Source organism: Aquimarina sp. U1-2, from assembly GCF_017897595.1.
Classification (GTDB): Bacteria; Bacteroidota; Bacteroidia; order Flavobacteriales; family Flavobacteriaceae; genus Aquimarina.
In genome coordinates, this window is the sequence record NZ_JAGKIK010000001.1 from 367034 (window position 1) to 393412 (window position 26379).

Sequence of the window (26379 nt, forward strand, 5' to 3'; positions counted from 1 at the left end):
TCGTACTATTTAGTTTTTACGAAAACAGGTGCATACTGTTCAAGATTATCATCTGTCAGTTGGATAACCTTACCTTCAGTTGTTCGCTTATACAATTCGTAACCTGAATGATTATTCATTGAAGCTTCAAAGATGAGTTCGCCTTTGTCATTCCAATGATGGTACACTTGATTGTTTTCCAGAGGTGTCACCGATTCCATTTCGGTACCGTCGGGATTGATGAGATAAATGTCATAGTTGTTATCCTGCATAGAAGCGAAAGAGATCTTACCATCTGCGCGCCATCTGGGTGCCGCCGCCAAATAGCCTGTCCATTGTTTTCCAGTACCTTCATCGGGATGCGAAGTAATCTTCGATACTTCTTTCGATTGTAAATTCATCATATACAAGGCATCTGTAAAACCGAGTTCCCGCGGTGATGTTTTATCGCTTCCGCGAAAAACGATATGCTTACCATCAGGTGAAAAGGTTGGGTCATTGGTATACGCTAAATTAACATTCACTTTTTCAAGAATTTTACCTTGTAAATTGATAATGTAGAATTTAGCATCTTTTGCTTTTGCCGGCTTTACGATAAACTCTGTACCTTTTTTCCGACTGCCTAACCAACTATCTGCAAGTTTAAAGTCTGTTACTTTTCGAACATTTTTGCCTTCAGAATCCATTTCATAAAGGTACAGGCATCTGAAGCATTCGCTACGGTCAGACAGGAAATAAATTTTTTCATTAAAGCTGTCATAAACCCAATCCACCGATTTTGAGTTGGTAATGTTCTTGGGATTCTTTCCATTGGTATCCATCACATAGACTTCGTAATTTTGTGTGGCTGGATCTTCCAATACATTGTATGCCATTTTCTGTTGTGCCTGGCAACTTACTATAGCAAATGCCAGACTTAATGTGTAGAGTAATTTTTTCATCGTTCTAATAATTTATCTCCAGATTCCTAAAACGAAACCAATTAGTGTAAAGTAGAAAATAATGTACCCGCTATTGATCAGAATGTATTTCCAAGACTTCTTCTCGAATAAGGCAATTGCGGTAAAAATCATTGCGCAAAACCCAAATCCTGTAAAAAATCCAGCAGCTGTACCCCAAGCCCAATCTGTATTGGCATCGCCCAAAAAGAAGGCCATATTGTAGCTCATTATCAAAGCAAGAACGAAGCTAACACCATACAACTTACCCATATTGATGTTTTCAAAATCTACATCTGTTAGACCATTTTCCTTTTTCCAAGCTTTGTAGAATAGTGCTGGGCTATACCAAAATGCGCCTACGACTAAGTTTAATATCGCACAAACTGCTACTGCGATATGATTAATGTACATTGTTTCCATAAATTTTGTTTAGTGAATTGATTAATACACCACAAAGAAATAGAGAAGACTACTTTTAAAATTGTAAAAAATTTACTTACCCAATTTCTCAATAGAATTCAAATACTACTTTACAGGCAGAAAATTGGGGTAATCTTCGATATCACTTAGGTATTTCTTGGGATTGATTCCAGAGAATGATTGAAAGTCTTTAATAAAATGGGCTTGATCAAAGTACCCGCAATCGGCCGCAACTATGGTCCAAGAAATAGTTTCTTGATTTTCGACAGCAGCTAATATCTCATTGAAACGAATAACTCTGTGGAATTGCTTAGGGGTCAATCCCACATACTTCTTGAATAATTGAATAAACTGTTTCTGAGAATAACCTAACTTATCTGAAAGCTCTGAAAGATTTATTTGTGTAGGTGAATTTTCGATAGCGTCAATGGCATACCGAATAACTTCCAAATAAAAATCGTCTTCTGTTAATTGATTGTCCAGCCATTTTTCAATGGCCAAAAATTTTTCTTCGGGTGTGGTTGGCAATTTCAAATCCTTCAATAAATTAAGTATGCTATCGCCGAAAACTTGCTCAGCAGGCACCACTTGATTGGTAAACTTTGATATATCTTTATAAATCAGTGGAAATCCTGTACCAGGTTTAAAGACCAATACCATCATTTCTTCGTGATGACTGCTAATGGTAATGTAATCTTTCAATACACCAGAAAACCAAACATTCTTACATTCCTGTTTTGTTTTACCAGTTACGTTATCGTAAATAAATTTGGGATTGTTAGTAAGCTCAAAAATTATATTGATCGTACCATCTGGCAGGTATTTATCCCTTTTGTGATTGGGATAATAGTCTTTGTGATACAATAAGTCGGTTACATATTTCTCTAACCGAAGAGGGATTTGGTGTTGGTTGAAAATCATTGACCTTAAAAATAGTTAAAAATTAAAAAAATCTTTTAACTTAATATGAATTTGAGTCAACTTGTAGAGAAGTTGTAATAAAAACATTAATTTGTAGTAAACTACCTCGGGGGTATGATACCCTTTGACGGTGCCAATAAAACTGTATTTTTGATAATATTATCGTCTAAGCCTTTCTATTCTTTTGATTACTTGTTTCTAAATTTTTGAGTTTCTCTCTCATATTATTTATATCAGCGCTCACTTTATTCTAAAGTACACGGACATAAATCTTAAGAGAAAGCAATTTTAGTATATTTTAGCAATTTTGAAACCATTTCAATAAGTATGCTGTTTGAGAACGTCATAGTTATAACAAAATATCTCTAACCATACCATAAAGATAATATTTTGTACTCAAAGCTTTCAAAGGTATTGGTGCTTAAAAATTTTATTGACGATATGATAGCATTTTAAGTCAAATTATATCAAATAATTTGATGGTCCAGAAACAACAAAACCTTACAAATTCTATGATTTGTAAGGTTTTTTGATACTCTTTATTAATAATTTTAGTGACCTCGGCAGGATTCAAACCTGCAACCTCTTGAGCCGTAATCAAGTGCACTATTCAGTTATGCTACGAGGCCTTTTTGCGGGTGCAAATATAAAAGTTTTTTATATAGTTGACAACATAATATTTACTTTTTCACATATATGTAATGAACGGGTTCAATATATTCAAAAACAACGCTACCTTTATTGAAGGTTTTGCATTTACATAGACTATTTGCAGCTTTTATTTGTATCATTGAATACATTCTTTTGATTTATAATGCATATTGCAATTGCATGCCATACATTCAACCAAAAGATATAATGAGCTACTCAAAATTTCAAAATTTTTTTACCTATAGGAATTAAAGTATCTTTGAATCATAGCTATATACGAAGTAATTACAATACAGAAACTAATCTTTTCTACCTAATTGTATCAAGTTCTTAAGGCGAAAAACTATTCCTTTCAAAGGATATAAAATCACCTGAAGCGAGTTTATGGTATCAAAGCTCGATGTGCGAATACTAAAGTTTTGAATATTGGTTCATGGAAACTAAGAAAACAAGAAATACCGAAAAACAAAATCTCGTAAGAGCAATTTTATCAAATACACAACATACCATGTCTGCCGAAGATATTATGGATGCCATGCCTATTAAAGTGAATAAAACTACGATTTACAGAATTTTAGATAGATTCGTTGCCAAAGGAGAAGTACACTTTATAACCGTAAAAAATGGTAAAGCGCACTATGCGCTTTGTAATCAGTGCGGAGTATCTCACCAAATCCATAATCATATTCATTTTGAATGTCAGGTATGTAACGAAGTAACTTGCCAACCCAATACTTTACTTATTCCTGATCTAGAAGGTTTTACAGTTAAAGAAACACAATTTTTGGTAATCGGTATTTGTAATAAATGTAAAAAATAAAAGAGGCTATCCAAACCAATAACAAGGTATTGCTTTTTGGACAGCCTCTTATAACTTACGCTTTCATATGTAAGTTTAGCGGTTATCTATCGTACAGCTATAGGATAATTTTCTCCTCGACTGCTTACAGAACCCGATGTTCTTGGCCCGCTTTGTCTTGCATGCATAATACCAGCAACATGTGGAGTAGCCATAGAAGTACCACTTAATGTAGCGTACCCTCCGTTTAGGTACGTACTTCTTACACTGCTACCAGTAGCTATAACATCAATCGGATTCATATTGAAATTAGAGAAAGATGAAAATCCGCGATTACACGTCATAGAAGCTACTGTGTATATATTGTTACCATTAACACAAGCAGGTTGGTAATTAGATGCATTAGCACTATCATTTCCTGCTGCAATTGCTATACGTGTTCCGCCACTTGCCAAATTTGATAGTGCGGTACGATACGATGAATTATTTGAGCAACCTGATCCAAAAAATCCTCCTAAACTTAAATTAGCGACATCTCCTGCAAGATCATTAGCTGCTACGTGATTAATTCCGTTGAGTATGGTTTGAGTACTACTACCACCACTACATCCGAAAACTCTTACAGAAACAACATTTGCTCCTGCAGAAACCCCAATAACACCAACACTATTATTTACAGCCGCCGCTGTACCCGCTACATGAGTCCCATGCCCATTACAATCGTTGGGAGATCCTCCCACAAATGTTTTTGAATATCTTGAATCGGTAACTACGTTTAAATCTGGATGATCCAAATCAATACCGCTATCGATTACCCAAATCCATTGGTCTCTTCCTGAACCATCAACTGCGCCACCTGCTCTCGAAATACCGCAAGGTGTTTGCTGCGCCATTTTTGCAGAACCGTCAGCCTGAAATACTTCTTCTACCTCAAACTTTGGTAATTTTACGATTCTGTTATACTCAATAGAAGCTACACTAGGGTCTTTTGATAATTTTTGAAATTCATCATCTCCTAATTTGAGAGCCATCCCTGAAATAGCAGTAGTATAATAGCTCATTACCTTGGCCTGATCTACACCATAATCGAGTAAAATCGTATTCATTTTTTGGATAGAAACTTCAGAAATTTCTCTTACCGATTTCGCTTTTGCCTCTCTACTGGTAAAGGATGATTTAGAAAGAACCTTTGATGTTGGTCGTATTTTTGAATCTTTGAAAACTACAATATACTCTCCCGGAATAATGTTTCCTTCTGTACTTGTAGGTTCTACAACTGATTCAACAATCTCGTCAGATGAAGTTTCATTTTGACAAGAAGTGATTACTAATGCTGAGAGTACAGTACCCAAAGCTAGTTTACTAAATTTTTTCATAATAATTAAATTTGTGTTAGACTGTAAAATTATTAATTCAAAATAAAAATCGGCTGTGGTAAAACCGTACTGCTAATCGATTATCTTGTCTATTATAAAGCAAAAGAGGTATACTGAAAAAACATTTGCAACAGTGTTGCATTAGTAAAAATAACCCATAAACATTTTTTAACAGGAATTACCCTTCGGATGAAATATGTAGGAATAACTTCCTACAAGAATTAAAAAATTAACATTAATTTAACATAAATATAGACAGAAAGGACTGAAACGCTTTGATTAAATCCTAAACTTTTACAAAAATTCTTGTAATAAATTCATGTATTTAGATAAAATACAGGTTTAATACTTACTTTTATTCCATGATCATGAATTCGTGGAAAAACAAAATTTGCTTTATGATTGTTGTCACGTTTCTACTTCTTAGAATCGTAGACACACATTCCTTTTTTCATTTTTCTAACGATGATATCAGTACTCATTGTGAGTTATGTGATATTGCGCTACTTTCAAAACAACTTACTCCCTTTATTAAGAATGATTTTTTTGGTTCTGAACAAAGATCTATTACCAATTATCAGATTCAATTTTATACTATCTTTTGTTATGAAACACATCAGTACAGCGTTACGCTTCCTAAAAGTGTTTATAACAAACCTCCTCCTTCTGTAATATAGTGGTTGTATTTTCAGAGATATTTATGTTATAGTTTTATACCTAGCATACGGCTATATAGTATACATATATAGTGTTTTATTACCGTTCTAATCTTTTCAATAGTATTTCACTATAAACACCATAATTAGTTTTAGCATTGTATACTAACCCTTAACCCTATAATTCATCGTACTTTGTATTTATTCATACTTACAATTCGAGAAGAATTGCCGTACTGTATATAGTATTGATTATCTACAAACAAAATATCTTAAAGTAAACTTATAAGACATCAGTTAAAAGCTATTATTTATCTCGAGATGAGCCTCTTGGTAAATAAATTTCAATTATCGAAACTATTAATTCAGTCAAAATGATTACAACACAGAATCTTACAAAAAAATATAATAATCAAACCGCTTTGGATCGGCTAAACCTGAACGTAGGTAAAGGTGAAATTTACTGTTTACTTGGAGCTAATGGAGCTGGTAAAACTACCACCATCAATCTCCTATTAGGATTTATCGAACCAACATCGGGGAATGCCCTGATTAATGGCCTGAACGTATTAGAGAATAGCAAAGAGACCAAAAAATTTCTAGCATATATTCCGGAAAACTTAATGTTGTATCCTAGTCTTACAGCTATTGAAAATCTGGATTACTTTTCGGGCATTGCGGGCAAAAAACTCACTAAACAGCACTTAATATCTTTTTTGAAAGAAGCGGGACTCCAAGAAAGCGCTTTTGAGAAAAGAATAACAGCTTTTTCTAAAGGGATGCGTCAAAAAGTGGGTATTGCGATTGCGCTCGCCAAAGATGCCAAAGTTTTACTTCTAGATGAACCGACTTCGGGTCTTGACCCAAAAGCCAGTAATGAATTTGGGCAACTCCTTCAAAAGCTTTCTCAAAAAGGAGTAGCTACCCTTATGGCTACACATGATTTATTTAGAGCAAAAGAAGTAGCTACTCAGATTGGAATTATGAAGAATGGGCAATTAAAAGAAGAATTTATTGCTAATGATATTTCTTTAACCGATCTGGAAAAAACATATTTAGTTACTATGAATTATAAAGAGGTAGCGTTATGACTAGAAAAACATTTGTTAAAGAAAGTAAAGAACTTTTTCGTGACGGCCGGGTACGAATCGCCATGTTTATCGTTATTCTACTAATGGGTATATCAATATGGATTAGTACGCAGCACTATCAAAATATTAACAAACAGTATGAAACAGCCAAAACTGCTGAAAGAAATGTATGGGACAATCAAGGTGAGAAGAATCCACATTCAGCTGCACATTATGGTACCTATGCGTTTAAACCGAAGTATCCTTTATCTTTAATTGATCAAGGGGTTGATAAATATGTAGGATCTTCTATATTTTTGGAAGCGCATAAACGAAATGAAGCTCAATTTAGTGCTGCAGCCGATCAGACAGGCTTAGCACGTTTTGGAGACCTAACTCCTGACTTCATGCTTCTATTTATGATCCCTTTGCTAATCATTCTCTTAGGATATAACAGCTTTACAAAAGAACATGAAATGGGAACACTAACCTTGCTAAAAAGTCAAGGTTTTTCTGCATGGAGATGGGTATTGGGCAAATGGATGGCACTTTTTATCCCTATCTTAACGCTTACCACCGTACTCTTTATCGTTGCAGGATTGATCTTGTCTAATCTAAAAGACTTTGGTATTTTCGATTGGAATTCTTTGATATGGATGTATCTTCTGTATACCGCCTACTACATCATTTTTGTGAATCTGATATTGTTTATTTCTGCTAAAACAAAAAAATCTGGAATTTCTCTGGTGGTAGCATTATCGGTATGGATTGTTTCCTGTTTGGCTATTCCGAAAGCTGCCAGTAATATCGCCGAAGATAAATACCCATACCCTACCCGACAAGAATTTGCTGCTAATGTTCTAAAGGACAAAAAGCAAGGGCTAGACGGCCATAATCCGTGGAGTAAAGAAGCCAAACTGTTAAAAGAAAAAGTATTAGCCGAACATGGGGTCGATAGTATTCACAAATTACCTTTTAACTTTGATGCATATCGCATGCAAAAAGGAGAAGAACACGAAGCTGATATTTACTTTAAACACTACAACTACCTTAAAGATCAGTTTACAAAACAAACCAAAGTTTACAAAGGATTGGCTGTATTTTCTCCTTATCTGCCCACTCGTTTTATGAGTATGGCCATAGCACATACCGATTATGCGACACATTGGAATTTTGCTGATGCTGCAGAAAATTATAGAATTGCCACTCAAAAATTTCTTAATGATGACTTTGCCAAAAATTCTGCCTATGGCAACTGGGGGTACAAAGCTGATGCCAGTTTTTGGAAAAAGCTTCCTGTATTTGAATATTCACCCCCCGAACTTACCGCAGTACTTTCTCAAAATACGCTTAATCTTGCTGTTTTGAGTACTTGGCTTTTGGGCTCTTTTGCTTTGCTATCATTCATTAAAAAAATATAAATCGTCATGTTATCATACAATTTTAAATACGAATTAAAACTACTTTTACGAAGTAAATGGATACAATTGCTAAGTATCATTTTGCTGCTGTTATTTGGATTTTCGGGGTATAACGGGAAGGAAAAAGTAGCAAAAAGAAAAGCCGCTATTACTGCTGCCCAGGATGAAGTAAAGAAAAACGACGAAATGATGCTACAATTACTGGATTCTATAGAAAAAGGGATGCAAGTTAGTGCTTCAAGGTGGACCCTACCTACAAGTCCTATGGCAGTTGGCAATTACCACCCACGTGTAGCCGCAATGGAGTCACAATCAATGGCTTTTATAGCAACCGGGCAAGCAGATCTTTTTACACATTATGTGAAGCCGAAAGTTAGTGGAGATGATGCTGCATTAAACTTTACAGAGATGACTAGCCCTGTTCAATTGCTATTTGGCAGCTTTGATTTGGCTTTTGTGATTGTCTATTTACTTCCTTTACTTATTATTGCTTTTTCTTACGATATACTTTCCGCAGAAAAGGAAAGTGGTTCATTACGATTACTGGCCTCTCAACCTATTGGGATCCAAAATTGGGTATTACAAAAGCTATCACTCCGCTTTTTATGGTTGTCTGTACTTGTAATAGTAGCCCTGGTAATTACGTTGTTCATTTTAGAAATAGCATGGTTTTCAATGTTTACAGCATTTATGCTGTTTATTAGTATTGTATTAACCTATATGCTATTTTGGTTTGCTCTTGCATTTCTAGTTAATCTCTGGGTAGGTAGTTCTGCGAAAAATGCAATTTCATTACTAGGATTATGGGTGCTTTTTGTATTGCTCATCCCATCTACGCTTAATCAGGTAAGCACAACATTACACCCTATGCCTTCGCGTACGCTACTAATAAATGAAATGAGAGGATTAAAAGCCGAAGTAGCGAAGAAACAAGATAAAATTCTGGATAATTTTTTAAGAGATCATCCTGAATATGCTATCAACGATACGACACAAACACGTGGATTTTATCATCGGTATATGGCGTCCCAACAACTCGTTAAAGGAGAACTGAAACCAGTGATTACAACCTATGAAAATCAACTGCAAAAACAACAAGCATGGGTTGAAAAGTTAAAATGGGCATCTCCAGCAATTACTGTACAAGAGTCCTTGAACAAAATGGCAGGAACCTCAACAGGAGACTACGATCATTTTCGAAAACAAGTTGTTGTTTTTGCTGAAACCTGGAGAAGCTATTTAACGCCCTTTTTATATAACAATCAAAATTTTACACAAAAAGATTATCCAGAGCTTCCACAATTTGTATTTCTTCCTAAACCTGAATCGAAATTACATTTGGTACCGGTCATTCTTTTGGGAATAACTACATTACTTTTCGGCATTGGATATATATCTTCCAAAAAGTTCGAAGAACGTACTGTGCTTACTTCATTTTGATATGAGATATTGTGTACTAGTAGTCGTTTTCATATTGCAGCTAACCTTGGTGACTCAAAAACAAGGGGTAAATAATTTCCCTCTTCCTAAAGTACCTATAAAAATTGGCGCTATCATTAGCTGTAAGTGCGAAGCTTTTCTTAAATCGACATACGTAAACCATGAGTTTTTTAACAGGATTCAGAAAATTTATATAAAGTTTACTGTAGCACCCTTAGATAATGTAGAATATAGTAAAATTACCCAGATAATTTGTAAATTAAACGACAAATACAATAATAGACCCAGTAGGGGAATCACTTCTATCTGGAATTTTGAGAAACTGCATTCAAAAAAACCTTTAAATCAGATTATATAAATTAAAATTAAAACACAATGAACACACACTATGTAAGTATTATTGCATCTTTAATGCTCTTTTTCACTACAGCTTGTAAGCAGGAGAAAAAGGATGCTAACAATGATGAAGGCGTAACCAAAGAGGTTGAGACAGAAACCGAAAAAGTACCATCAAAAATAACACTTGAAAAATTAGAAGGCTCTCCCGCATATGCTGATGCTTCACTTATTTTGGATACCCCAGAAGACATCAAAATGGCAAAAGCAGGAGAAATGGAGTTTTCGTTTAACGTAGAAAATTATGAATTAGGCGCACAAACAAAAGGTCCTAACGCTCAAAAATTAGCAAACTCGGGAAAAGGTCAACATATTCACTTCATTTTAGACAATCAACCTTATTCTGCTCATTACGAACCAAATTTTAAAAAAGAAGTTCCGGCAGGAGTGCACCATTTGGTTGCCTTTTTAAGTCGTTCATTTCACGAATCCGTTAAAAATGAGAACTCTGTAATTGTTCGTAAACTTATAGTTGGGGATACACCTGAAGACAAACTTGGTCTTGATATGAAAGCGCCTACACTTATATATAGCAGGCCAAAAGGAGAATATGCCGGAAAAGACACAGAGCAAGTACTACTCGACTTCTTTGTACTCAACACCTCACTTTCAGAAAAGGGTCATAAAGTTCGTGCTACTATTAATGGGGAAGAATTTATGATTACAGAATGGGCTCCACACGTTATCAAAGGATTACCAATGGGAGAAATCACAATTCAATTAGAATTGCTTGATGAAATGGGGAAATTGCTTCCGGGACCTTTTAACAAAGTAACTCGTACTGTTACATTAAAAGAGTAATTTCTAGACTGAGCGGCCTCAAGGCGTGCCTTGAGGCATTTAAATCTAGTTGATCGAATACGTAGCCATAAAGTAACTTAAAATCATGTGTAAAGCTGAAATTAGGAATACTTGTCTATTGTATTGTAGTTAAGACGGCGACAGTGCTTGTACACAACAGGTTAGTTGTAATAACACATATTCGATAATTTTTAAATATTCAAATCAATGAATAAATTGCCCGTAACTGTATTAAGTGGATTTCTTGGTGCAGGAAAAACTACACTTTTAAATCATATTTTACATAACAAAGAAGGACTTAAAGTTGCTGTTATCGTTAATGATATGAGTGAAGTTAATATTGATGCACAACTTGTAGAAAATGAAAATACGCTTTCTCGAACCGAAGAGAAATTGGTAGAAATGTCTAATGGCTGTATTTGCTGTACTTTAAGGGAAGACCTTATGATTGAAGTAGAAAAATTGGCTAAAGAACAGCGCTTTGATTATCTAATTATTGAAAGTACGGGAATTTCAGAACCTATACCAGTTGCACAAACCTTTAGTTTTGCTAGTGAAGATGGACAATTAGATTTAAGTCGGTTTAGTTACGTAGATACTATGGTCACTGTCGTAGATGCGTTTAACTTTTTAAAGGATTTTTCTAGCCCACAATATTTAACAGATAGAAATCTTACCAATATTGAAGGAGATGATCGCACTATTGTTAATCTGCTAACCGATCAGGTAGAATTTGCCAATGTAATTTTACTGAATAAAGTCGATTTGGTGACGGAGTCTGAATTAAGGAATTTATACGATATTATTCATAAATTAAACCCGAATGCTCGTATTATTCCTACTCAAAATTCTCAAACTGCGCTACGCGAAGTAATAGCCACAGGGTTATTCAACTTCGAAGAAGCCGAAGCATCAGCAGGCTGGATACAAGAACTTGAAAATGAACATATCCCTGAAACCGAAGAGTACGGAATAGGTTCTTTTGTATACCGACGACGTACACCTTTTCATCCTAAACGATTTTTAGATTTTGCAACACAACACTTTCCTTCCAATATTATTCGTAGTAAGGGGTTATTTTGGCTGGCCTCACGATCAGACCAAGCTCTTATTTGGGGTTCTGCAGGAGGTTCGCTAAAAACAGATCCTGCCGGAGTTTGGTGGGCTTCAATGCCCTTTAGTGAAAGAATCGGTTATGCTTCTTTTGTTAATAATCAAGAAATGATCGAATCAGAATGGGACGCAACTTTTGGCGATCGTAAAATTGAATTGGTATTTATTGGTCAAAATATTAATGTTGACCAGGTCACAAAACAACTTGATGCAAGTTTGCTCACCAAATCAGAGATCAACCTATGGAAAAAAGGTGAGTTCTCTACAAAAGATAATTGGCCTATTGCTACTTATCAAGAACCATCGATGTAACTCGTTTTATATGAATTTAGCTATAAAACAAAACTTTCAATGCTAAAATTATAGAAAGTCTTTTCATATCTTTACTATGAAAATACGAGCTGGTAGACGCATTTTCTCGTAAAAAAATATGGCTCCAAAGGATGAATAAGGAGTATTATATTTGGGATGTTAAGTCAAATCACCATACTGCTTATTTAAAATTGATTAATTACAGATGAAAACTCTTTTTTATTATACTTCTATTCTTTTTTTAGGTATCGCTTGTACTTTTGCGCAAGATAGAATTACAGGAAAACCTTTTGCAACCCGATCTGAAGTTCTAGGTCAAAATGGAATGGTAGCGACCAGTCATCCTTTGGCTACTCAGATAGGGCTAGACATACTTAAAAGTGGAGGTAATGCCATTGATGCCGCTATTGCCGCAAATGCAGCACTGGGACTTATGGAGCCTACGGGCTGTGGTATTGGTGGCGATCTTTTTGCTATCGTTTGGGACGGAAAAACTAAAAAACTCTATGGTCTTAATGCCAGTGGGCGTTCTCCTCAAAAACTTACGCTAGAATATTTTCAAAAGAAAGGAATGGAAAAAATACCATCATATGGACCATTACCTGTAAGTGTGCCTGGTGCAGTTGATGGCTGGTTCGAACTTCATAAAAAATTTGGTTCAAAACCGATGTCAGAAATACTGTCACCATCTATCCAATATGCCGAAAATGGATTTCCGTTGACCGAACTTATCTCATGGTACATCCAACGTACTATACCACGTTTTGAATCCAAAGGGTTTCCTAATATAAAAGATACGTATATAACCCAAAATGGAGGCAAACTACCTAAAGAAGGTGAACTATATAAAAATCCGTATCTCGCTAACACCTATAGAAGTCTTGCTAAAGAAGGACGTGATGCTTTTTACAAAGGCGATATTGCTAAAACCATTGATACTTTCATTAAAGAACAAGGCGGATTTCTATCGACCAAAGATCTTGCCGCTCATACGTCAGAATGGGTAGAACCGGTATCTATTAACTACAGAGGCTATGATGTATGGGAATTACCTCCTAACGGACAAGGGATTGCAGCACTACAAATGCTACAAATATTAAAAGGTTATGATTTTTCTACTATTGAATTTGGAAGTACAGAACATCTACATCTTTTTACCGAAGCTAAAAAGTTAGCCTTTGAAGATCGCGCAAAATACTATGCCGACATGGATTTTTTTGATGTTCCTGTGACGCAATTACTATCAGAAGAATATGCTGAGAACAGAAGAAAACAAATCAAAGCTAAAGCAGGAACATATAGCGCAGGTGAAATTTCTGCAGGGGAGACTATTTATATGACAGTAGCTGACAAAGAAGGCACCATGATATCTTTGATTCAAAGTAATTATCGAGGAATGGGTTCTGGTATGGTTCCGCCAAAACTTGGCTTTATGTTACAAGATCGAGGGGAATTATTTAGCCTAAAAAAAGGGCAGGCCAATACCTATTCACCTGGAAAACGCCCTTTTCATACAATTATTCCGGCATTTATTACAAAAGACAATAAGCCTTATGTTAGTTTTGGCGTGATGGGAGGTGATTTTCAACCTATGGGACATACGCAAATTGTTATGAACTTAATTGACTTTGGTATGAACTTACAAGAAGCTGGTGATGCCCCGCGTTGGGATCATACGGGTGGAGCAAGCCCGATGGGAAATACCACTCAGGACACCGGAATGATACGAACTGAATCTGGAATACCCTATACGACATTGAGAGGGTTAATGGATAAAGGTCATAAAATTGGTACTGCCCGAGGGGTATATGGAGGGTATCAGGCTATTTTATGGGATGATAAAAACAAAGTGTATCACGGCGCCTCAGAAAGCCGAAAAGACGGACAAGCGGCAGGATACTAAACGGAAAGTGAATTTCCATCGGGTGTTTTGTTTTTCTTAGAATCAAAATAAAAATCTATTCTTCCTAAGTATAAACCATAGCATCCTACTTGATTCACAAGTACATCTTTGTCTTTTTTATTTTTTACTACCGTGGGTTTTTCAAGAAAGGTATGCGTATGCCCACCAATGATTAGATCGATATCTTCGGTAGCTTTAGCAAGACGTATATCGCTTATTCGATCGGGATCTTTTTTGTATTCATAGCCTAGGTGCGATAAACATATCACCAAATCACACTGTTCTTCTTTTTTCAATATTCGACTCATATCCTGAGCGATGTCTATTGGATTTAGATATTTGGTTTCTTTGTACAATGTTTTCATAACGAGCCCATCCAATTGTATGCCTAGTCCAAAAATCCCAATCTTTACGTCGTCTTTAATCAATATTTCGTAAGGTTTTACCAACGTATCCATAATCGTATTGCTAAAGTCATAATTAGCTGAAACAAATTTAAATTTAGCATACGGAAGTTGTGCATGCAACCCTTCAATACCATTATCAAAATCATGGTTACCAACTGTTGCTATATCATAATTAAGCATGCTCATAAGCTTAAATTCCAGTTCGCCACCATAAAAATTAAAGTACGGGGTTCCCTGAAAAATATCACCGGCATCAAGCAATACCGTATTTGGATTCTCTTGTCGTATTTTTTCTATAATCGCAGCTCTTCTTGCCACACCTCCTTTATTCGCATTTCTACCTGCTCCCGGTCCAAAGGGGTCAATATGACTATGAACATCATTAGTATGTAAAATAGTTATTTTTTTTGTGTCATTTCCAGAAAAAGATGATAACCCCAACCCCCCTAAAGAAACCAACGCTGTAGATACTGCAGTTTGTTTTAAAAATTCTCTTCGTTTCATTATGATATTGAGTTAGTTAAGTTGTATAAATCGATCATCTCTAACGGGATTTATTGTATCAACCTTGTGAAAATAATCAATCATGGCATTTCTAATTTTGTAATTCAATATATGTAATTTACCTGCTTGCTTAAAGAAATACATCTCATCGCCTCCACCGTGTAAATAATCATTTGTAGCCACAAAATACGTTTTTTCATCTTGAATAGCTTTGTTATTTATCAAAACCTGGATACTATCAAAATGAGTATCTACGGTTAATTTTAATCCTGAAATAGGATGTGCTCGTTTAGATTTTTGTAAATAGGCGACTAGCTTTTTAACCTGGATGCCTTTCATTTCTACCACTACTACACTATTTTCAAAAGGCATTACTTGATAAGCGGTTCGCGCGGTTATATTCCCTTTTGAAATAGGTGCACGAATGCCGCCATAGTTTAGCAAGACCATATCGATCGCGTGTGCCGTTCTGGATTTGAATATTGGATTAGCTTGTTCTAAAACAATATCTGCCAGCAAATTACCAATAGCGGTATTTAATTTTCCATCTGTTTTAACATATGTTTTAGGTGCATAAGCAAGAACGCTATCCAGATTTTTTTCTACATTTTCTCTATAGGGTTTGATAAAACTTTCAATATCGGCATTTGACGGACTGGCCTCGTTTATTTCAATTCTTTTATCTTCAATTTTTACAAGATGCTTTTCTTTACTACAAGATGAAACAAGTATAAGCCATAGGATTGCTGGAAAAAGTATATCAATTCTTAATGTTCGTTTCATTCGATTCATAGAGTTTGTTCGATAATAACTTCAGCCTTAAATGTATTACAAAAGTTACTCAAATACTAGCATACTTTATTAACTGATTTAAATTTTTTGATGTAATCTTAAAATGGAGGTTTTACGTTTAGATGACGTAATTTTTGACTTAAGTAGCGCTGCTAAATAAGTTAAAAATTATAAACTACACATGGAAAACAACATTTTTAGGCAAATTGAAAAAAATTGAACTAGTTCATTGAACTCATCTTGACTTTTTTGATTAAAGTGAAAAATAGAGATTTTTTGCTTAGTTGAAAGTATTTTTTTGTTGCATAGCCTTAGCTACGGAACTCAAAAATGATAAAAAGTAAGTAAAAAAGATCATTTTGTAGCTAATTATAAAAGTCAAGATGAGTTCATTGTATTAATCTACCCGTAGCTTCTTTTAGTATATAATTACAGTGATCTACATCATCAATATTAAGCTCAAGAACACCCGTGACCTCTACAATCTGATCCATTCTAAAAGCTGGCTTTTGTTTAAAAACCACCTCTACTACACTTTCTGGACCTGCACCACCGCAAAAAAAACAAGAAGCTCTTGGGTTCTGAGAAAGTAAATAAAACTCATCTTCTTCAATAGAAAAATCTAAAAAATAACCTTTAATACGAATTCTGGCACCTTCATAAGACTGAATTATAGTACCAAATTTTGGCTTAAGGAAAATATCATCATAAACAGCACTATACACGTGGCTAAATTTTACGTCGGCAAAATCACTCCATGTCAACTTTTCTTGAGAACATAAACGCACTGTGATTAACGTAAAAAACAGGATTGAAAAAACGAATTTAGGCATCAAATATTATTTTAGAAACGTTTAACTTAAATAAAGATAGTGAGGCTGATATGGCTGCCAGTAAAGTTGTTAAAATTACCAATACCAAAATAATTAACTCTTTTTGAGTAGGGAGGCTAAACACAAAATGATAACCATATACATCCTCGGTAAAAATTGATAAGAACCATAAACTAATTCTTCCTACAAACCACCCTATGGCAGTTCCAAAAAAAGATAAGAAAAGTGCCTCCAGAAAAACCAATTTTATCAACTGAAATGTATTGGCACCATAAGTACGCAATAAGGCCAGCTCTTGTTTTCTTTCTCTTACGGTTTTTATTAAATTTATAAATATACTAAGCCCGGCCACTAGTAATATGGCAGTGGCAATCCCATTAATGGTTTGGAAACCAATTCCTAAAAACCCCATTAATCGTTCAATTTCAAATTTGGGAATTGCCGCTTGCATTGTAGTTTTGTCATTAATAAACCTAGAGATTTGCAATGCGCCCAAGGGATTTCTAAATTTTACTAACAAAGAAGTTATTTGGCGTTCTTCTTCATGTTTATCATTAGGATTACTATGCGCATCTACATGTTCCATATGATGCTCTTCTTCATGATGGTGTGGTTCATCGTGATGTTTGTGTACTTCCCATATACTTTCAAGGTTGGTAATGATAAGATGATCAATAATGGTGTATGTTGGCTTTACTATCCCGGTAATGATAAAAGGTTTATCATTATGGGTTTCTAGTGCACTTTTTGCTAAGCCGTGTGAGCTCAAAAAGGTATCACCTACGTTCAATTCCTCTTTTTTTGCCACACTACTACCAATAACTGCTTCAAATGGTTTTTCAAATAATTTTCCATCCTGTAAACTTGCATCGTAAGTAGTCAAATACTCCTTTGATGTACCCAATATTCTGATTCCTTTATAATTATCTCCATAAGAAACAGGAATAATGTCTTTGGCCATAGGGTTTCTGGCAATACGCATCGCTTTTTCTAGGGATATGTTACCGGTAGGATTATCAATATGTAAAACTGAAGATAGGACAAGTTGCAATGAGCTTCCTTTGGCGCCAATTACCATATCAAAAGGTTTGATAGTACGTTCTAAATGGTGAAGAAGCTGATTTCTTATTTGCAACACAAAAGTTGCCAATGAAATGCTAAGCATCAACAATACAATACTTAACATAGTATTCAAAGGTTTAGAAATCAAATTTTTGTAGGCCAGATATAACAATTTCTATAAATTTATATGATTACTAAAGTGTGCCGTAACTCTATGATCATGAGTGATAATTACTAAATTACTTTGGCAGATCTGTGCTTCTTTTTTTAATAATGAAATGACTTTTTTACAATTCGCATCATCCAGGTTTGATGTGGGTTCATCTGCCAAAATAATCTTAGGTTTATGTATAACCCCCAAAGCGATAGAAAGTCGTTGTTGTTGCCCCAGGCTTAGTTGATATACTTTTTTATGCAAAAGATCTGAGAGGCCTAAATGCATAATCAATTCTTCTTTGCGATAACGATCACCTTTCTTTTTAGAAAATCGCTCACGTAAGGTTAAATTCTCAAGCAAGGTTAAAGATTTAATGAAACATGTTTTTTGGAATATTAATCCTATATGTTCTCCCCTGAAACGATTAAGTTGTCTTCTCGAAAGTCTATTCAAACAAGTATTGGCAATGCAAATATCTCCAATTTTGGGTGGTAAAAGCCCTGCCAAAAGATGTAATAACGTGGTTTTACCAACGCCAGAGGGTCCTAAAATTAACATATCCTTTTTGGGTGGTAAAACTATATCAGGAAAACATAGTGTTTTATTTTTTGTATCTGGATATGTAAAGCGTAACGATGTGGTTTGAATCATAGCATCATTTTGTCAAAAATAAAAAATTATAATTAACGCAACAAAGTTGCATTTATAAAATTATAGTATATTTGCAATCCTTAACAAATACATTTTCTTGTGAATATATCTCACGCACGCAACCACTCAGATACTTTAGGAATCATGGCGAGTAGTTTATGTTTAGCACATTGCCTGCTTACTCCTTTTCTCTTTATGGCACATTCGGGATCCATGCTTTTTCATAATGAACATCCGCTCTGGTGGAAATCTTTGGACATCATTTTTTTAGGACTTTCTTTTCTTGCCGTAAGAAAATCCTCTAGAACCACGTCAAAATCTAAAATGAAATATGCGTTTTGGATAAGTTGGCTACTATTGTTTATTATTGTAATTAATGAAAAGTTAGCGCTATTTCCTTTGGCAGAAGAAACTATTTATCTGGCGTCTTCTTTACTCGTTATATTACATGTCTACAATCTAAAATATTGTCAACGCAAGCAAGATTGTGTTAAACATTAAAATTTTGTAGCACTGTTAGAAAGAGTAGCACTGCTAGCTTCTTCTATAATTTGACCGATTGACTAATAGGGATACTATTGCTCTACCTTTGGACACCTATGATAATGGCATGGAGTAGCATTCTTTTGATTTGAATACAATGGTATTCTAAAATCATAATAATGTAAACAATTATAGCTATGGGTACAGCCTATCAACTTCCAATTCGTTTTAGTAGTTCGCGTACACACAACATTATTACTCCTTAGTAAATTCGGTAATATTTACCGATCGGTTTTCGTTGTTGGTTTTTGCAATTTCAGATAGCAATTTCTCTATATTTTCTTTATCAATGGTTGCATTTCCTATAAAAATACGTTCGATAGCCTTAAGATTATTGATGTTTTCTAATGGATTATTTGACAATATCAACAAGTCTGCATGATTACCTTCGAGAATAACTCCAGAATTTAAGTTCATAAAATTTGAAGCTTCAGAGGTTGCAGCTTTAAGGATCTTCTCATTAGCAATATTAAGTTTTGAGAGTGAAGCTAACTCGTCATGAATAGAAAACCCGGGAACTACACCCGAAACATTAGCATCTGTACCTACCAGAACCTTTACTTCGTTTGCAAATAATGATTTGGTAATGATATGAATTCCCTCGACGTAGGTTTTCCAGAATAATGCTCTCCATTTTTTATCGGCTTCAGATGGATTTGGCAGTTCATATCCATTATTACCAGGCAACCAACCCTTTCTTAAATTTGAACCTTCTAAAACACCAGGATTTACATAGGACAGTTCTATGGTAGCTATAAATTCTGAAAGATGTAATACCTGCTTTGGTAGTGTTTCCATTAACCATATAGTTGTGGATACCGATATATCTTTTGACTTCAATTTTTTAGCAATGGATTCACTTTCGGTAGTAAGAAATCGCAGAAACTCACCTGAATTTTCTTCATTTATACTTCCGAAGTCACTCATTACATTTTTTAAAATTTCTTCAACGTGTGCTACCTGCGTTTGATTAGAATTGTAAAGGTTTTCCAAACCAACTTCTTTTGAAACATGTCCAAGCACAGGCATATGTAATGTATTCGCCTCTTTATTAATTGCTTCATAAATTTTAAGGTCCATAAGAGAACTTAATTTTAAGGCGTCATATCCCTGTTTCTTTAAATTTTCGACTCCATCACGAACCGCGTCTTTAGTTGAAAATGATATAGCGCCCCCAAAGAATTGATCTATCTTAGGTCCCATACCGCTTAAACTAGTAATTTTACTCGATGCTACTTTTATATGCGGGCTAATAGCTCCTTGAATTGCTTCTTCTTTCCATCGCAAATGGTTCTGGTTACCGTACATTTCATACACCGAAGTTACACCATTGGCAAGATATAAGTACAAGTCATTTTTACTATTTTCCAGATGAACATGTGTATCCGCAAGTCCGGGAACCAAATACTTCCCGTACCCATCTATATAATGTACTCCTTCTTTTTTAACAGCTATAGTATCTATCGCAGTAATGCGTCCAGATTCTAATACTACATTCTTGGTTATAAAATAAAGACTGTCATCATGTATCAAAACGTTAATCTTCTCGATCCCTATGCGTTCATAGCGTTCAAAAAATGGTTCTGGATTGATCACCTTAGTAAATCCACCCGATTGTAACTTGGTTTCATAACGTATGCCAAAGAATAAAACTGCAACTGCAATCAGAATAAGAATCAGTGCTACAATAAGTATTTTCTTTACTATTTTCATATAAGCAACCTATTTGAAATTTTGTAAGCTATTGAGATTGGGGGTAACATCCTTAAAATCAATAAAATTTCAAATATACTAGACAAATGGATAATATGCAATGACTATTAGTAAAGGCTATAAACAGGTATAAAAGGGTATTCGACAGACGTAACTACTCATTATAAATTCGAATGGCAATTTCGAACTTTGATAATTTGAGTTCGATTGTTATACCAGGTCTCGACCGAGCCTGTCCCGAGCTCTGACGAAGGGCTCGACCAAACAGAAAAAAGTAATCGAATACCATTCTTAGGTTGATAACAAAAATATACCTAATACATACAAAAACCTACTAGTACCTACTAGTTGTTTATTTTAAAAATTATAGTATTTTTACAGAATGGATATTGTTACTATTACAGAAAATTCTGGCATACCTAAGTATAAACAAATTGTATCTTCTATAGAAAAAGCCATTATCAATAGGATACTGGTAAAAGATGATAAACTCCCATCATTAAATAGTATCAAAAATAGGCACTCACTATCTAGAGATACGGTATTAACCGCATTTAATGAGCTAAAAACAAGAGGCATAATTCAATCTGTAGTAGGCAAAGGCTATTATGTAGTTAGTGAAAATATTACTATATCTCAAAAAATTTTCTTGCTATTCGACGAATTTAATGCTTTTAAAGAGGATCTTTATAATGCATTCAAAGACCGTCTTGACACTGGTGTACAAGTAGAAATTTTTTTTCATCACTTTAACTACGAAGTTTTTTGTAATCTGATACATAATAGTGCAGGTAACTACAGTGATTATGTTATTATGCCTGCCAATTTGAAAGATGTTCATAAACCATTGCGCATATTACCAAAAGACAGTGTATATATTTTGGATCAAATGCAAAAAGAATTAAGTGAATACTCAGGAATTTATCAGAATTTTGAAAAGGATATATACTTAGGATTACAAAATGCTTTAGGAAAGATTAAAAAATACGATAAAGTAGTTTTATTGCACTCTCCAACTCAGCCAAAAGGGCTTTTAGAGGGTTTTCGTACGTTTTGTGCGACATATAAAATTAAAAATGAAACTATAACGACATTTGAAAGTAGCTTGTTAAAAAAAGGAGAATTATACATCATACTAGATGATCAAAATTTAATTCGGGTAATCAAACAAATTAAAGAGCAAAAACTGGTGATTCCAGACGATATCGGTATAATTTCTTACAACGATACGTTATTAAAAGAAATTATTGAAGGAGGTATTACGACAATATCCACAGATTTTAAAGAGATGGGCAACCGGTTGGCTCAAATGATATTGTCAAAAGAGTTTACACAGGTTGAAAATAATAATCGTTTAATCCTTAGAAAATCCTTATAGCTTGTACACTATCACCCATAAAAAAATAAAAGGCAGAAGTCTTATAGCGCTCAGTAATGCCGCCAAAACTTCAAAAGCTGAGCTTTGTCTTGATCAGGGAGGGAGACTTAGTAGTTTCACTTTTGAAGGTATACAAGTTATTGCCGATCCAGAAGCTATCGATTACAGCCAAAGTTATGCATCTTCTATCTTATTTCCTTTTGCTAATCGAATTAAAGATGGAACATTTTCTTTAGACAACACCACCTATACACTAGATTGTAATGATACCGGTCTAAACAATGCGCTTCATGGTCTGGTTTACGACAAATCATTTACTTGCATACATCAAGAAGCAACGGTAGAACAAGCATTGGTTACCCTGGTTTACGAAGATAAGGGATTGGCCCAGGGATTTCCTTTTGCATTTAAACTTCAGTTCATCTATATTTTAGATAAAAACGGTATACAATTAGCTGTGTCTGCTACGAATACAGACAAAAAGTCTTTTCCGTTTAGTATGGGTTGGCATCCTTATTTTGTAAGTAAAAATCTTTATGAAAGTTATCTTATTTTCAATAGCTCGTCCCAATACACATACGATCATCAAAAAATTATAAACGGAAGTTACTATGCAAACCTGCCCATGCCTTTTCAAGTTGAAGACCACCAACTGGATCAAGGGTTCACCCTAGAAGAAAGTGAAGTTCAATTTTTAACCCCAGAATATAACCTTACACTAAGTGCAACAAAAGACAATCAATTTCTACAGGTATATACTCCGCCTCAAGGAAATACAATTGCTATAGAACCAATGACTGGTGCTCCCAACAATTTCAATACGAAAACAGGACTACAAATGTTGGTACCTAAAGCAACCTATACCACTGAATGGTGTATTGCCATAAAAAGTCTGTTAAGAGAAAAAAAAGATGGCTAAAAAGTTAAAGAAAAAAGTTTTAAATAGCTTCGAAAATCGGTTCGACACCGCACCTTTGATAGTGTTTTCACCCGGAAGAATTAATCTTATTGGAGAACACACAGATTATAATGAAGGCTTTACGTTTCCCGCTGCCATAAATAAAGGAATTGTAGTGGCTTTAAGCAAAAGTAATACTGAAAAAAGCCAAATCTATGCTGTAGATAAAAAAGAAGCATATGAATTTACTGTTCAGGATATAGCTCCTCTTGAAAATGGGGGCTGGAGAAATTACATTCTGGGAGTAGTTTCAGAATTGCAAAAGTTAGGTAAGAAGATAGGTAACTTTAATGCCGTTTTTGCAGGTAATATTCCTAGTGGAGCAGGTATGTCATCCTCTGCCGCTTTAGAAAATGGTTTTGTATTGGGTCTAAATGAATTATTCGGATTGCAATTATCTAAAAAAGAAATGATTTTTATCGCTCAAAAAGCCGAACATAATTTTGTAGGTGTCAAATGCGGAATTATGGATCAATTTGCCAGTATGTTCGGTATTAAAAACAGTGCGCTTTTTCTGGATTGTAGAACTGTGCAAGCAGATCCTTATCATATTGATCTCTATGAGTACAAATTAATGCTTATCAATAGTAATGTAAAACACGATTTATCAGAAAGTGCCTATAACGACAGAAGGGCAGTTTGTGAGAAGGTATCAGATATACTAAATGTTAACGCATTAAGAGATGCATCTAAAAAAGATCTTGATTGTATTCGCCAGCAAATTTCAGAAGAAGAGTATCAAAAAGCACTTTATGTAATTAATGAAAACCTACGTGTGCAACAATTTTCAGAAAGTATAAAAAAGGGAGATCTCGTTGATTTAGGCGATCTGCTTTATCAATCTCATAAAGGTCTAAGTGAACATTACAAAGTAAGTTGCTCAGAACTTGATTTTTTGGTAAATAACACGAAAGAAAATCCAAATATTCTTGGTGCACGCATGATGGGCGGAGGTTTTGGAGGCTGCACCATTAATTTAATTTTAAAAAGTGAATACAAAGCTTTTAAAAAAGAAATAACTAAAAAATTTAAAGAAAGGTTTAAAAAAGAATGTAGTATCTACAGTGTAAAATTAGCTGATGGCACACAACTTATTTAAAAGATTACAGACGCTTTAAAAATTGCATAGCATGGATAAAAATTTGCAAGATTATTCACACAAACGACTAAACATTCTTACCGGAGAATGGGTTTTGGTATCTCCTCACCGGTCAAAACGCCCTTGGCAGGGACAAAATGAGGTTGTTTCTAACGAAAAACGTCCAACATACGACCCGTCCTGCTATTTATGTGCTGGTAATACCAGAATCAACGGAGAGAAAAATCCAGATTATAAAAACGTCTTTGTATTTGTGAATGACTTTGCCGCTTTACAAGCCGATTCACCCGATTTTTCTTTTACTTCTAATTTGCTTCGGGCTGAAAGCGAAAAAGGTATTTGTAAAGTGGTATGTTTTAGTCCTGATCATTCTAAAAGCCTGGCAGATATGGATGTTAAAGCAATCGCAAAGGTTGTAAAAACCTGGCAACAAGAATTTGTAAAACTAGGCGCAGAAGAAATGATCAACTACGTTCAGATTTTTGAAAATAAAGGAGCGGTTATGGGGTGTAGTAATCCACATCCTCACGGACAAATATGGAGCCAGTCTTCACTACCCAACGAAGTACTAAAGAAAGAGCAACAGCAAAAAAAATACTTCGAAAAGCATCAAAAAAGTTTATTAGGTGATTATTTAGATCAAGAATTAACGCTCAACGATCGTATTATTTATCAAAATCATGATTTTGTAGTATTAACACCATTTTGGGCCATCTGGCCCTTTGAAACTATGATCATTCCGAAGAAACATAGCAAAAATATTACCCAGATGTCGTCACAAGAAAGTCTGGCTTTTGCAGATGCCATATCAAAAATTACAAAAGCTTATGACGGCCTATTTCAAACTTCATTCCCATACTCTAGTGGTATCCATCAGGCACCAACGAATAATAGACCAAATACGCATTGGCATTGGCATATGAGCTTCTACCCTCCCCTGCTTCGAAGTGCCACAGTAAAAAAATTCATGGTAGGATATGAAATGTTTGGTTCACCTCAACGCGATATTACTCCAGAACAAGCTGTTAAAAGATTGAAAGAGAAGCTGAAATAAGGAATGTTTACTATCGTTACAATACTACACAAGACTACTTTTTAGTTCTATCCTTGATATATTTAGCAAGTAACGGGTATCCGGGCTCTGTCATATCATGACCATATCCTTGTATTTCGAATAGCGCTATATCACTATGCCCGACTGTTTTCATCATACTTTCGAAATACGCATTCTCTTCGTATCTTCCGGGAAGCTCTAATGTTCTATCGCCTGTAATTAACAGAAACGGTGGTGCGTCTTTTCGTATATAAAACAAAGGAGCATAATCGTCGACTATAGGTTGATTTCTAGAAATACCGTTTTCGTCTCTTACTGTAAAATGTGTAATCGTATGACCGCTAAATGGGATAACTCCGGCAATTTGGTCTGCATCTATATCGTGCTTGCGTAACCATTTTTTATCCAAAACAACCATAGACGTAAGATATCCTCCGGCAGAATGACCAGACACAAAAATCTGATCAGTATCCCCTCCATATCGATCGATATTTTTAAAAACCCAAGCAACTGCTGCGGCTGCATCTTCAATATATTTGGGTTTTTTTACTTTTGGGTACAACCTATAACTTATCGCAACTACAGCAAATCCCTGGTTCATAAGTCGTTCAGGAATATATTTTTCTCCGCCAACTAATCCTCCTCCATGAATCCATACGACCGTAGCAAAATTTTTAAGGTTGGTAGGATAATAGAGATCCAACACACAGCGTTCTTTGGAGTAGCTGTCTAATTTCTTTTTTATACCATCATAATATTGGATGTTATTCTCAAATTGGTATGAAATCTGTTGAGCAGAACACCATTGCAAAAAAAATATGCCAATCACTAAATATCGTAATGCAATCATATACTAATTATCTTTAAATGAACGGTAAGCAGGTTTAATAGTTTTATACGTTAAGAACGTCTATTACCGCTTTCAACAGCTTCAAAGACGTTCGCTTCGCTAAGTTTTCAATGTAACCGTAGCCTTTCGACCTCGATCTAAGTAAACTGCTATGCTGAAATTAAGAAAGCATCCGCGTT

Annotated in this window: 24 protein-coding genes and 1 tRNA gene; 13 read left to right on the forward strand and 12 right to left on the reverse strand. The window is 34.9% G+C overall.

Annotated features, from left to right (window positions below):
* Positions 1-5: 5 nt before the first annotated feature.
* The 4 genes from J8281_RS01545 to J8281_RS01560 all read right to left on the reverse strand — a co-directional run bounded on the left by J8281_RS01545 (position 6) and on the right by J8281_RS01560 (position 2890).
* Entirely contained in the window at positions 6-920 is a 915-nt protein-coding gene (locus tag J8281_RS01545) for a PD40 domain-containing protein (RefSeq protein WP_210195824.1), read from the reverse strand.
* A 12-nt stretch (positions 921-932) separates the two neighbouring features.
* Entirely contained in the window at positions 933-1340 is a 408-nt protein-coding gene (locus tag J8281_RS01550; protein WP_210195825.1) for a DUF1761 domain-containing protein, read from the reverse strand.
* A 105-nt stretch (positions 1341-1445) separates the two neighbouring features.
* Positions 1446-2261 (reverse strand): helix-turn-helix transcriptional regulator, encoded by an 816-nt coding sequence (locus J8281_RS01555; RefSeq protein WP_210195826.1) that lies wholly within the window; start codon positions 2259-2261, stop codon positions 1446-1448.
* Between the two features lie 555 nt (positions 2262-2816).
* A tRNA-Arg gene (locus J8281_RS01560) sits at positions 2817-2890 on the reverse strand.
* A gap of 455 nt (positions 2891-3345) precedes the next feature.
* Here J8281_RS01560 and J8281_RS01565 point away from each other — a divergent pair.
* Positions 3346-3732: a Fur family transcriptional regulator gene (locus J8281_RS01565; protein WP_210195827.1), complete on the forward strand. Its 387-nt coding sequence runs from the start codon at positions 3346-3348 to the stop codon at positions 3730-3732.
* A gap of 86 nt (positions 3733-3818) precedes the next feature.
* On the opposite strand, the gene J8281_RS01570 is transcribed toward J8281_RS01565, so the two are convergent.
* Positions 3819-5087: a S8 family serine peptidase gene (locus J8281_RS01570; RefSeq protein ID WP_210195828.1), complete on the reverse strand. Its 1269-nt coding sequence runs from the start codon at positions 5085-5087 to the stop codon at positions 3819-3821.
* Between the two features lie 398 nt (positions 5088-5485).
* Between J8281_RS01570 and J8281_RS01575 the strand changes: the two genes are divergently transcribed.
* The 7 genes from J8281_RS01575 (at position 5486) to ggt (ending at position 14199) form a co-directional block, all read left to right on the forward strand.
* Positions 5486-5764, forward strand: a complete 279-nt coding sequence (locus J8281_RS01575) for a hypothetical protein (protein ID WP_210195829.1) — start codon at positions 5486-5488, stop codon at positions 5762-5764.
* Between the two features lie 353 nt (positions 5765-6117).
* On the forward strand, positions 6118-6834 hold the full coding sequence (locus J8281_RS01580; RefSeq protein WP_210195830.1) for an ABC transporter ATP-binding protein: 717 nt from the start codon (positions 6118-6120) through the stop codon (positions 6832-6834).
* On the forward strand, positions 6831-8234 hold the full coding sequence (locus J8281_RS01585; RefSeq protein WP_210195831.1) for a DUF3526 domain-containing protein: 1404 nt from the start codon (positions 6831-6833) through the stop codon (positions 8232-8234). Before J8281_RS01580 ends, J8281_RS01585 begins: the two co-directional genes overlap by 4 nt.
* Positions 8235-8240: 6 nt before the next feature.
* Positions 8241-9674 carry a DUF3526 domain-containing protein gene (locus tag J8281_RS01590; RefSeq protein WP_210195832.1) on the forward strand — a complete coding sequence of 478 codons (1434 nt, stop codon included), beginning with the start codon at positions 8241-8243 and terminating at the stop codon, positions 9672-9674.
* A gap of 375 nt (positions 9675-10049) precedes the next feature.
* A complete protein-coding gene (locus J8281_RS01595; protein WP_210195833.1) occupies positions 10050-10871 on the forward strand; it encodes a hypothetical protein in 822 nt (273 codons plus the stop codon).
* 207 nt (positions 10872-11078) lie between these two features.
* Complete coding sequence (locus tag J8281_RS01600; protein WP_210195834.1) at positions 11079-12296, forward strand: GTP-binding protein; 1218 nt, start codon at positions 11079-11081, stop codon at positions 12294-12296.
* Between the two features lie 205 nt (positions 12297-12501).
* The gene (gene ggt / locus J8281_RS01605; protein WP_210195835.1) at positions 12502-14199 is read left to right on the forward strand and encodes a gamma-glutamyltransferase; all 1698 of its coding nucleotides are present in this window, start codon (positions 12502-12504) and stop codon (positions 14197-14199) included.
* Here the strand turns inward: ggt and J8281_RS01610 are convergent.
* The 5 genes from J8281_RS01610 to J8281_RS01630 all read right to left on the reverse strand — a co-directional run bounded on the left by J8281_RS01610 (position 14196) and on the right by J8281_RS01630 (position 18605).
* Positions 14196-15110: a bifunctional UDP-sugar hydrolase/5'-nucleotidase gene (locus J8281_RS01610; protein WP_210195836.1), complete on the reverse strand. Its 915-nt coding sequence runs from the start codon at positions 15108-15110 to the stop codon at positions 14196-14198. The genes ggt and J8281_RS01610 overlap by 4 nt on opposite strands.
* Positions 15111-15122: 12 nt before the next feature.
* Positions 15123-15893: a 5'-nucleotidase C-terminal domain-containing protein gene (locus J8281_RS01615; RefSeq protein WP_210195837.1), complete on the reverse strand. Its 771-nt coding sequence runs from the start codon at positions 15891-15893 to the stop codon at positions 15123-15125.
* A gap of 398 nt (positions 15894-16291) precedes the next feature.
* Positions 16292-16735, reverse strand: a complete 444-nt coding sequence (locus tag J8281_RS01620; protein WP_210195838.1) for a hypothetical protein — start codon at positions 16733-16735, stop codon at positions 16292-16294.
* Complete coding sequence (locus J8281_RS01625) at positions 16728-17921, reverse strand: FtsX-like permease family protein (RefSeq protein ID WP_210195839.1); 1194 nt, start codon at positions 17919-17921, stop codon at positions 16728-16730. The genes J8281_RS01620 and J8281_RS01625 overlap by 8 nt, the downstream gene beginning before the upstream one ends.
* A 51-nt stretch (positions 17922-17972) precedes the next feature.
* On the reverse strand, positions 17973-18605 hold the full coding sequence (locus tag J8281_RS01630) for an ABC transporter ATP-binding protein (RefSeq protein WP_210195840.1): 633 nt from the start codon (positions 18603-18605) through the stop codon (positions 17973-17975).
* 99 nt (positions 18606-18704) lie between these two features.
* Here J8281_RS01630 and J8281_RS01635 point away from each other — a divergent pair, with 99 nt between their 5' ends.
* Positions 18705-19106, forward strand: coding sequence for a MerC domain-containing protein (locus tag J8281_RS01635; protein ID WP_371812567.1), 402 nt, complete (start codon positions 18705-18707; stop codon positions 19104-19106).
* A 237-nt stretch (positions 19107-19343) separates the two neighbouring features.
* Here J8281_RS01635 and J8281_RS01640 read toward each other — a convergent pair whose 3' ends face one another.
* Positions 19344-20861: an amidohydrolase family protein gene (locus J8281_RS01640; RefSeq protein WP_210195841.1), complete on the reverse strand. Its 1518-nt coding sequence runs from the start codon at positions 20859-20861 to the stop codon at positions 19344-19346.
* Between the two features lie 382 nt (positions 20862-21243).
* Between J8281_RS01640 and J8281_RS01645 the strand changes: the two genes are divergently transcribed.
* The 4 genes from J8281_RS01645 to J8281_RS01660 are packed head-to-tail and all read left to right on the forward strand — an operon-like array spanning position 21244 to position 25350.
* Positions 21244-22239 (forward strand): GntR family transcriptional regulator, encoded by a 996-nt coding sequence (locus J8281_RS01645; RefSeq protein ID WP_210195842.1) that lies wholly within the window; start codon positions 21244-21246, stop codon positions 22237-22239.
* A 1-nt stretch (position 22240) separates the two neighbouring features.
* Complete coding sequence (locus tag J8281_RS01650; RefSeq protein ID WP_210195843.1) at positions 22241-23158, forward strand: aldose 1-epimerase; 918 nt, start codon at positions 22241-22243, stop codon at positions 23156-23158.
* Positions 23151-24296, forward strand: a complete 1146-nt coding sequence (galK, locus tag J8281_RS01655) for a galactokinase (RefSeq protein WP_210195844.1) — start codon at positions 23151-23153, stop codon at positions 24294-24296. Before J8281_RS01650 ends, galK begins: the two co-directional genes overlap by 8 nt.
* A gap of 31 nt (positions 24297-24327) precedes the next feature.
* Complete coding sequence (locus J8281_RS01660) at positions 24328-25350, forward strand: UDP-glucose--hexose-1-phosphate uridylyltransferase (protein ID WP_210195845.1); 1023 nt, start codon at positions 24328-24330, stop codon at positions 25348-25350.
* 34 nt (positions 25351-25384) lie between these two features.
* Here J8281_RS01660 and J8281_RS01665 read toward each other — a convergent pair whose 3' ends face one another.
* Positions 25385-26200, reverse strand: coding sequence for an alpha/beta hydrolase (locus tag J8281_RS01665; protein WP_210195846.1), 816 nt, complete (start codon positions 26198-26200; stop codon positions 25385-25387).
* Positions 26201-26379: the final 179 nt, after the last annotated feature.

Excerpts from the sequence above, each read along its gene's own strand:
- J8281_RS01545 (WP_210195824.1), bottom strand. The coding sequence starts at position 920 with ATGAAAAAATTACTCTACACATTAAGTCTGGCATTTGCTATAGTAAGT.
- J8281_RS01550 (WP_210195825.1), bottom strand. The coding sequence starts at position 1,340 with ATGGAAACAATGTACATTAATCATATCGCAGTAGCAGTTTGTGCGATA.
- J8281_RS01555 (WP_210195826.1), bottom strand. The coding sequence starts at position 2,261 with ATGATTTTCAACCAACACCAAATCCCTCTTCGGTTAGAGAAATATGTA.
- J8281_RS01565 (WP_210195827.1), top strand. The coding sequence starts at position 3,346 with ATGGAAACTAAGAAAACAAGAAATACCGAAAAACAAAATCTCGTAAGA.
- J8281_RS01570 (WP_210195828.1), bottom strand. The coding sequence starts at position 5,087 with ATGAAAAAATTTAGTAAACTAGCTTTGGGTACTGTACTCTCAGCATTA.
- J8281_RS01575 (WP_210195829.1), top strand. The coding sequence starts at position 5,486 with ATGATTGTTGTCACGTTTCTACTTCTTAGAATCGTAGACACACATTCC.
- J8281_RS01580 (WP_210195830.1), top strand. The coding sequence starts at position 6,118 with ATGATTACAACACAGAATCTTACAAAAAAATATAATAATCAAACCGCT.
- J8281_RS01585 (WP_210195831.1), top strand. The coding sequence starts at position 6,831 with ATGACTAGAAAAACATTTGTTAAAGAAAGTAAAGAACTTTTTCGTGAC.
- J8281_RS01590 (WP_210195832.1), top strand. The coding sequence starts at position 8,241 with ATGTTATCATACAATTTTAAATACGAATTAAAACTACTTTTACGAAGT.
- J8281_RS01595 (WP_210195833.1), top strand. The coding sequence starts at position 10,050 with ATGAACACACACTATGTAAGTATTATTGCATCTTTAATGCTCTTTTTC.
- J8281_RS01600 (WP_210195834.1), top strand. The coding sequence starts at position 11,079 with ATGAATAAATTGCCCGTAACTGTATTAAGTGGATTTCTTGGTGCAGGA.
- ggt (WP_210195835.1), top strand. The coding sequence starts at position 12,502 with ATGAAAACTCTTTTTTATTATACTTCTATTCTTTTTTTAGGTATCGCT.
- J8281_RS01610 (WP_210195836.1), bottom strand. The coding sequence starts at position 15,110 with ATGAAACGAAGAGAATTTTTAAAACAAACTGCAGTATCTACAGCGTTG.
- J8281_RS01615 (WP_210195837.1), bottom strand. The coding sequence starts at position 15,893 with ATGAAACGAACATTAAGAATTGATATACTTTTTCCAGCAATCCTATGG.
- J8281_RS01620 (WP_210195838.1), bottom strand. The coding sequence starts at position 16,735 with ATGCCTAAATTCGTTTTTTCAATCCTGTTTTTTACGTTAATCACAGTG.
- J8281_RS01625 (WP_210195839.1), bottom strand. The coding sequence starts at position 17,921 with ATGTTAAGTATTGTATTGTTGATGCTTAGCATTTCATTGGCAACTTTT.
- J8281_RS01630 (WP_210195840.1), bottom strand. The coding sequence starts at position 18,605 with ATGATTCAAACCACATCGTTACGCTTTACATATCCAGATACAAAAAAT.
- J8281_RS01640 (WP_210195841.1), bottom strand. The coding sequence starts at position 20,861 with ATGAAAATAGTAAAGAAAATACTTATTGTAGCACTGATTCTTATTCTG.
- J8281_RS01645 (WP_210195842.1), top strand. The coding sequence starts at position 21,244 with ATGGATATTGTTACTATTACAGAAAATTCTGGCATACCTAAGTATAAA.
- galK (WP_210195844.1), top strand. The coding sequence starts at position 23,151 with ATGGCTAAAAAGTTAAAGAAAAAAGTTTTAAATAGCTTCGAAAATCGG.
- J8281_RS01660 (WP_210195845.1), top strand. The coding sequence starts at position 24,328 with ATGGATAAAAATTTGCAAGATTATTCACACAAACGACTAAACATTCTT.
- J8281_RS01665 (WP_210195846.1), bottom strand. The coding sequence starts at position 26,200 with ATGATTGCATTACGATATTTAGTGATTGGCATATTTTTTTTGCAATGG.